The organism is Methylobacterium sp. Leaf361, assembly GCF_001424445.1.
Taxonomy (GTDB): Bacteria; Pseudomonadota; Alphaproteobacteria; order Rhizobiales; family Beijerinckiaceae; genus Methylobacterium.
In genome coordinates this window covers 1-7,541 of record NZ_LMPY01000061.1, presented here as the reverse complement: position 1 = coordinate 7,541, position 7,541 = coordinate 1, and the positions used below count along the sequence as shown (strand labels likewise).

Annotated in this window: 7 protein-coding genes; 1 reads left to right on the top strand and 6 read right to left on the bottom strand. The window is 74.8% G+C overall.

The features are described 5' to 3' along the window. On the top strand, window positions 1–264 hold a 264-nt coding region (locus tag ASG32_RS28185), incomplete at its 5' end, for a transposase (RefSeq protein WP_157862094.1). Between the two features lie 475 nt (window positions 265–739). On the opposite strand, the gene ASG32_RS28180 is transcribed toward ASG32_RS28185, so the two are convergent. The 6 genes from ASG32_RS28180 to ASG32_RS28155 all read right to left on the bottom strand — a co-directional run bounded on the left by ASG32_RS28180 (window position 740) and on the right by ASG32_RS28155 (window position 7,219). Continuing rightward, a complete protein-coding gene (locus ASG32_RS28180) occupies window positions 740–2,320 on the bottom strand; it encodes a SulP family inorganic anion transporter (RefSeq protein WP_056532886.1) in 1,581 nt (526 codons plus the stop codon). Between the two features lie 2 nt (window positions 2,321–2,322). Next, a complete protein-coding gene (locus ASG32_RS28175; RefSeq protein ID WP_056532884.1) occupies window positions 2,323–3,000 on the bottom strand; it encodes a carbonic anhydrase in 678 nt (225 codons plus the stop codon). Window positions 3,001–3,168: 168 nt separating this feature from the next. Further along, the gene (locus ASG32_RS28170; RefSeq protein WP_244492266.1) at window positions 3,169–3,516 is read right to left on the bottom strand and encodes a hypothetical protein; all 348 of its coding nucleotides are present in this window, start codon (window positions 3,514–3,516) and stop codon (window positions 3,169–3,171) included. Between the two features lie 315 nt (window positions 3,517–3,831). Next, a complete protein-coding gene (locus ASG32_RS28165) occupies window positions 3,832–5,757 on the bottom strand; it encodes a sensor histidine kinase (RefSeq protein ID WP_056532882.1) in 1,926 nt (641 codons plus the stop codon). Window positions 5,758–5,949: 192 nt separating this feature from the next. Beyond that, window positions 5,950–6,816: an alpha/beta hydrolase gene (locus ASG32_RS28160; protein ID WP_082558081.1), complete on the bottom strand. Its 867-nt coding sequence runs from the start codon at window positions 6,814–6,816 to the stop codon at window positions 5,950–5,952. A 67-nt stretch (window positions 6,817–6,883) separates the two neighbouring features. Then, window positions 6,884–7,219 (bottom strand): hypothetical protein, encoded by a 336-nt coding sequence (locus tag ASG32_RS28155; protein WP_056532879.1) that lies wholly within the window; start codon window positions 7,217–7,219, stop codon window positions 6,884–6,886. Window positions 7,220–7,541: the final 322 nt, after the last annotated feature.

Below are 7,541 nucleotides of genomic sequence, written 5' to 3'. Positions count from 1 at the left end.
TGCAGTGGCGGCAAGGAGCGCCTGGGCCGGATCTCGCGCATGGGCGACCGCTACCTGCGCCGGCTGCTCGTAGTCGGCATGACCTCTCTGATCCGGCGTGCGAAGACGACACCGACCTCGGTCGACCCGCGGCTGCCGGCGCTGCTGCAGCGTAAGCCGGTGCGCGTGGTGACTGTTGCGGCGGCCAATCGCACGGCGCGGGTCGCCTGGGCGATCATGACCCGCGGCGGCACCTACCGCGCACCGGCGGCCACGGCCGCCTGACAGCACGCAAAGGAGACGTTTCCAGGTTGCGAGGACGATGAGAGTTGATGGCGAACCGGTCAGACCGGGAGCCGGGACACCCCGCCGGCTGTCCAGGGCGTCATAGCCCGCAAAGCAGAGTGGGACCCAGCGGATACCATCAGGGCCAGCGGTCAACATGAACGACTGCATCAACAGGCCGGACACAAGACTGCACCCGACCAACGCGTCAGAAGCTCAATTCGCCACTTGCAATGCGGGAGCCATCCACACAGGACAGCCTTGACGGCCCGCGCGGCGGGCCGCCGTCGTCCGGGAATGGAGGCCCGGCGACCGGGTGCGGACGCGGCGCGGAGCCGCTCCCGATCGCGCCGGGAACGGCTCCGCGCCGTCGTTTCGGGCCGTCGGTTCGGGCCGGGGCACCGCGAACCGCCCCGGGTGGGCGGCGCGCCCTCCGCCCGACGGGTCTCGCCGCCGGCGGAGGGCGCCAGGGTCCTCAGTGCGCCGGGGCCGCCACCGCGGCGGCGAGCCGGTCGTGCGGGACACCCGACCCGCCCACCACGGCGATCCGGCTGCCGCCGGCGCTGCGCCGGCTCGCCCAGTCGCCGATCATCTCCAGGCAGGTGTGGTCGATGGCCGCGAGGTTGTCGGTGGCGAGGCGGACCTCGCCGCCCGCGGGGGTCCGCTCCAGGGCCGCCGTGAGGCTCGGCAGCTGCAGGAAGGTCGCCGCCCCCGACAGGCGCAGCTCCGGCACGCCGGGCACTTCGGGGGCCGCCGCGTGCTCGATCCGGAGCCGTCCCTTGCGCAGGCTCGGCAGGGCCTGGATCAGGCTCAGGGCGAGGCCGGTGAGCACCCCGGTGAGCAGGTCCACCGCCACCACGGTGGCCATCGTGGCGAGCCAGATCGCCGCGGTCAGCCAGCCGTAGCGGGCCTGCAGGTGCAGGGCGTGGGCCGGGCTCGCCAGCCGCCAGCCGGTGACCACCAGGATGCCGGCGAGGCTCGCGGTCGGCACCAGGGCCAGCAGCCAGGGCAGCGCGAGCAGGAACGCCAGGATCCAGGTCCCGTGCATCACTGTGGCGGCGCGGCTCACCGCGCCCGCCTGCACGTTGGCCGAGGAGCGCACGATCACCCCGGTCATCGGCAGCGCGCCGGCGAGCCCGCAGATCAGGTTGCCGATGCCCTGCGCGCCGAGTTCGCGGTTGAACTGGGTGCGGGGGCCGTCGTGCATCCGGTCGACGGCGGCCGCCGAGAGCAGGCTCTCGGCGCTGGCGATCACGGCGATCACCAGGGCCATGATCAGGATCTCGGCCTCGGCGAGGCGCGCCCAGGATTCGGCCGCCGGCAGGGCGAGGCCGGAGAACAGGGCCTCCGGCACCGCCACGCGCTTGACGGCGAGATCCCCGAATCCCGCCACGAGGCTGCCCGCCAGCACGCCGACGAGCGCCCCGGGCAGGAGCCGGAGCCGCGCCGGGCGCAGCCGCTCCCAGGCGATCATCGCCGCGATGGTGATCCCGCCGACGATCACGGCCCCGGTGCGGTCGCCCGTGCCGCTGACGAAGTTGAAGAACGCGGCCGGGATCGCCACGAGGTTGTCGAGGCCGCTCGCCCGGGGGAGGGCGTCGGTCAGGACGTGGATCTGGGCCAGCACGATCAGGATCCCGATGCCGGCCAGCATGCCGTGCACCACGGCCGGCGAGATCGCCCGGAACCAGCCGCCGACCCGCAGGGCGCCGGCGACGAGCTGGACGAGGCCCGCCACCACCAGGACGGGACCCAGGGCGTCGAGACCGTGCGCCTGCACGAACCCGTAGACGATCACGGCGAGCCCGGCGGCGGGCCCGCTGACCTGGAGCGGCGAGCCGGCGAGGAGGCCGACCACGATGCCGCCGACGATGCCGGTGATGAGGCCGCGCTCCGGCGGCACGCCGGACGCGATGGCGATGCCCATGCACAGGGGCAGCGCCACCAGGAAGACCACCACGGAGGCGGGCAGGTCCCGGGCGAGGCTCGCCCGGACGGCGCCGTCCGGGGCGAGGGCGCTCTGCAGGCTCGTGGTCAGGCGGCCGGGGGCGCGCATGGTCAGGCCGCCTGCAGGCAGCTGCTGGCGGAGGAATCCTGCGCCACGGGCATGTCGGCCCCGGCGATCGGCCGGAATTGCCCGCTCGCGCCGTCGTAGGCCAGGAGGGCACCGGTCTCGATCTCGAAGAACCAGCCGTGCAGCCGCAGGGAGCCCTTGGCCAGGGCGGCGGCGACGCTCGGATGGGTACGCAGGTTGGCGAGCTGGACCACCACGTTCTCCAGGGCCAGGGCGTGGTGGCGGGCCTGGGCGTCCATCCCCTCGGGATAGGCCTCGCAGACGATCCGCTCGGCGGCCTCGGCGTGGCGCAGCCAGGCCGCGACGCTGGGCATCCGCTTGAGCAGGTCCCGGTTCATCAGCCCCTTCATGGCGCCGCAATCCGAGTGGCCGCAGACCACGATGTCGCGCACGCCGAGGGCCACCACGGCGTACTCGATCGCCGAGGAGACGCCGCCGACCACGTCGGAGGCCGGGGGCACGATGTTGCCGGCGTTGCGGCAGACGAACAGGTCTCCGGGTCCCGCCTGGGTGATGTGCTCGGGCGAGACCCTGGAATCCGCGCAGGCGATGATCAGCGCGCTCGGGTGCTGACCGTCGCGCACCAGCTGCTGGTACATCTGCCGCTGGCCGGGGAAGACGCTGCCCTGGAAGCTGGCGATGCCCTGGATGAGGTTGTTCATGAAGGGTCCCTGAGGCCGGGAGAACCGGAAGGCGAGAACGGGGAAGGGCGATGCGCCGGAGCGCGCAGCGGTGTTCGGTCGGCTCCGCCCGGCCGGAGGGGCCGGGCGGCGGGTCTCGGTGTCGGGTGACGTGTCGGGTGTCGCGTCGGAGGCCCGGCCTCCGAAGTCTCAGCGACGGACCCGGCGGCGCTCCGCGGTTCCGGAGGCCCAGTGCGGGTCGACGACCTGGCCGCGCGCCACGGTGGCCCCGGCCCTGTCGTGAACCATCGGCGCCCCGAGGAGCTGCCCGGACCCGGAGCGCTGCGAGTGCAGCGAGCGCGGGTCGTGGTGCGGGTCGTTGATGTAGGAGCTCATGTGGCCGCCGCCGGCGGCCTGACGGCTCCCGCCGCCGCCTTCGCCCGCCTGCGCCGCCAGGGGCGCTCCGAGGATCCCGGCCAGGAGGGCGAGGCCGAAGGCGGGACCGGCCGCGCGGCCGCGAACCGGGAGATGTCGGGACTGGGTGCGGGACTGGATCATGACGTTTCCTCGCTGTTCGACTTGTGGCGAGGGACACCGCATCCCTGCCGATAAGTCGACCCTAGTCTACATTCTCGGAATAGCGTGTGCGCATCGGCACATTGTATCGACGAAAGCTTTAATCCGTGGCGTAAGTACTATCGTGTGCGTCCGCGCACATCTTTGTCCATCTTGAGAGAGGGGCCGGGATTAAGGACAGATCTGGCGCCGACGGCGCGGGTCCGCGGCGCGCAGGGCCGCGCGGCCGCCCTCGCACCGCGGACGCGCGCGCTGTCGGGTGCGGTCGGGACGACGGTCGCCCGGGCCGGAGCGGGGTCAGGCCCGTCCGGTGTGGAGACGCGCCGCGGGCAGGGGATTGGCCGCCACGTAGACGAGGCCGCCGGCCTCGTAGGTGAGGCTGGCGGTCCTGCCTCCGGCGAGGCCCCGCTCGAGCAGGCGGGTGCCGAACCCCTTCCGCGACGGCGAGACGACCGGCGGGCCGCCGCACTCGCGCCAAGTCAGCCGCAGGGTCTCGGTGTCCGGACCCGCCTCCACCGTCCAGGCCAGCGCGGCCCGCCCGCCCGGAACCGACAGGGCGCCGTGCTTGACCGCGTTGGTGCACAATTCGTGCAGGATCATCGTGAGCGCGAGGGCGCCCTCGGGCGGCAGCCGCAGGTCGGGGCCGTCCAGGGTGATGCGCGGGGTGTTCGCACCCGGAGCGTCCCGGTCCGCAGGGTCACGATCCGAAGTCTCCCGACCGGAGGAATCCCGGCTCGACGGATCGCCGCCCGCGGGGTCCGGACCCAGGAAGGGCCGCACCGCCTGGGCGGCGATGCCGCGCAGATCCGCGCTCGCCCAGCTCTCGCGGGTCAGGATGTCGTGGGCGCGCGACAGGGCGAGGAGCCGCGCCTCGAAGGCGTCGCGCCCGGCCGCCGCGCCGGCGCCCAGATTCTTCAGGCTCTGCGCCGCCATCGCCTGCACGGTGGCGAGGGTATTCTTCACCCGGTGATTGAGTTCGTCGATCAGCAGCCGCTGGGTCTCGGCGCGCCGGGCCCGCTCGTCCGCCGCCGCCGCGAGGGCGTCGGCGATCGTCGCGCCCTCGCGCACGAGGGAGCGGGGCAGCGTCGGCAGGGGCTGGTCGCGGCCCAGGATCTCGGCGGCGACCGCCAGATCCAGCAGGGGGCGGGCGATCAGGCCGGCGAGCAGCCACGCGAGCAGCGCCGCCGCGAGGGCCACCGCGCTGCCCGCCGCCAGGATGCCCCCGCGCAGGGCCGCCACCGAGGTGAGGGCCCGGTCGGCCGTCTGCCGCACCACCACCTGCCAGCCGAGGCCCGGATAGTCGCGGTGGCCGGCCGTGGACGCGCGGGCGCTGAGATACGCGGCGCCGTCCGGCCAGGGGCCGACCCGGCTCGTGCCCTCCGGATCGAGGGGCCGGCCGCCCGCCAGGACCGAGCGGGGCAGGGGGGCGCCCTGCAGGGCGGGCGGCCCGAGGAGCACGGTGCCGTCGCGGGACAGGATCAGGATCTCGGCGCCCTGGCGGTGGCCCCGGAGGCCAGCCTCGAGGATGCGGGCCATGTCGCGCGCCCAGGTCCAGTCGAGATGGGCGGCCAGCACCCCGAGGACGCGGCCGTCCGTCGCCCGCACCGGCGCCGCGACGTCGAGGAGCCGCAGGGGCTCGCGCGACGCCGCGCGCGCGGCGGCCTCGTCCGGGGGCATCAGCGCCTCGAGGAGCTTGGCCGGGTGCACGTCGCCCACGTAGGGGCCCGCGCGGCCGCCGCGGAAATAGTCGCGGCCGGAGACGTCGGCGCCCTCCAGGGCGCCGGTGCTGGTGACGGAGAAGCGCCCGTCGGCGTCGATCAGCCCGATGATCGAGTAGGCCGGGTAGGTCGCCTGGAGCCGCTCCATCACGGCGCGCTTGGCGGCCGTTCCGGTCCCGGGATCGCGCAGACTGTCCGAGGCGGCGGCGATCTGGATGTCGCGCCAGCGCTCGAACATCCCGATATCGAGGCCCCGGGCCATCTGACCGGCGATCTCGGCGAGCTGGCCGCCGACCTCCGCCTCGAGCCGTCGGGTCGCCTCGCGGCTCACCAGGGCGGCGAGCGTCAGGGTCGTCAGGAAGCCGAGCGTGCCGAAACCGAGGGCCAGCACGACGCGCAGCCGCGGCGCGCGCCACCGGTCACGCCATCCGCCGCGGCGGCCGGTCCGGTCCGCGGGGCCGGCGCAGGGCGCCGCAAGGGATTCCGATCGCGCGACCGCTTGCATCCGATCTCCCTGGGATCGGCCGGCTCCCGGTGGAGGGAGATCGTGCCCGCGATCCCGTCTCAGCACGCGGGGCAGGCCTCAGCAAGGCGGAAACGGGCCTCGGCGATGCAGAATTTCTATCGGGAGTTGCAAATCTGCACGCCGTCATCCCCCCGGCTCGTCCGGGTGCGGTCCGGGCTGCCGGCCGGGGCCTCAGTCCTCGAGAAGGGCGTGGGCCGCCCGGACCAGGAGCCCGCCCGGCCGGCGCAGGGCGTCGAGCACCGAGAAGTGCTCGGCCCCGGGGACCGGCAGCAGGGAGCCGGGGGCGTGGGCCGCCGCCCGCAGGGCGTGCAGGTTGCGGGCGTCGTGGATCAGCGCCGGCAGTTCGCGGGAGCCGTAGGCGATGCAGAGCGGCTTCGCGATCACCGGGAGCCGCAGGGGCGACAGGGTCTCGATCTCGCCGTCGGTGAGACTCAGCTTGGCGTCCAGGGAGGTCTGGCGGATCGGCGCGAGGTCGTAGACGCCGGAGATCGCCAGACCCGCCGCCACCGCCGGATGGCCGAGCTGCATCGCGGTGAGCAGCCCGCCCGCCGACCAGCCCGACAGGATCAGGGGACCGCGGATCCCGCGCGCGGCCCCGTGGGCGGCCAGCCAGTCGAGGGCCGCGCCGATCTCCGCCACGATCCGGGAAAGGCCCGCCTCCGGCGCCAGGGTGTAGCCGACCATCGCCACCGACCAGCCGGCGGCGTTCGGGCCCTCCGCGAAGCAGGCGAACAGCTCCCGGGCGCCCCGCTGCCAGTAGCCCCCGTGGATGAAGACCAGACAGGGCGCCGCCGCGTCCCGCGCCGGGTAGAGGTCGAGGGCGTTGCGGGCGCCGGGGCCGTAGGGCACGTCGAGGCCGGCCGGATGCGCCGCCCGATAGGCGGCCGAGGCCGCGTCCCGGGCGGCCACCTGGGCGGCGCTGTCGGCCACCGCGCGGGTGTTGTCGTAGCAGGCGTCCCGCGCCTCCTGCGCGAGGGTGTCCCAGCGGCGGCGCGGATCCGCGGGGGTCGGATCGTCCAGGCGGAACTCCAGCACCATCGTGTCCGTCTCGGGCCGCTGCGGTCGCCCGCACCATGGCAGGCGGCCGGGCCCGGGTCGAGGCGGTTCAGAAGCCGGGCGCGGCACCCGGGACGGTGCCGCCGTAGCCCCAGCCCGTGAGCGGCGGCGCCGCGACCCGCTCGCGCGTCGCCGGCGCGACCGTGCGGGCGAGGGGCCGGGGCCGCTGCCAGACCCGCCAGAGCGGACGGTCGCGCGCCGCCATGCGGGCGAGGGTCAGGTCCATGTCGGAGGCCGCGCGGTGATGCGGTCGCCCGGCGGGGGGCGCGGCCTGCCGGCGGGCCTCGGCCGGGGCGGCCAGCAGCAGGGCCGTCGGCAGGAGGAGCGTCGGCAAGAGGAGCGTCGACAGGAGGACGGCGAGGATCGGGGCGGGACCGGGACGCATGGTCGGGGCTCCGGGACGAGCGGGCCGAAGGGGCCCTACCCGGCGGCTACGCCCGAACGTCGTCCCGGTTCCGGAGCGGCGCCGGCCCGGCCGGGCATTGCCCTGGATCCCCGGAAGGCCGAGAACTCCGGCGGACGCCGCGCCCCTCCGAAACCGATTCGGGAGGGTCGGTGTGCCGGCCAAGACCCAGCCAAGACCCAGCCAAGACCCAGCCAAGACCCAGCTGATCCTCCCTCGGCATCGCGGACACCTCTGATACGCTCATGCTGAGCGGGGAAGGTGTCGGATGGCGAAGACGAGACGAGAGTTCACGCTCGAGTTC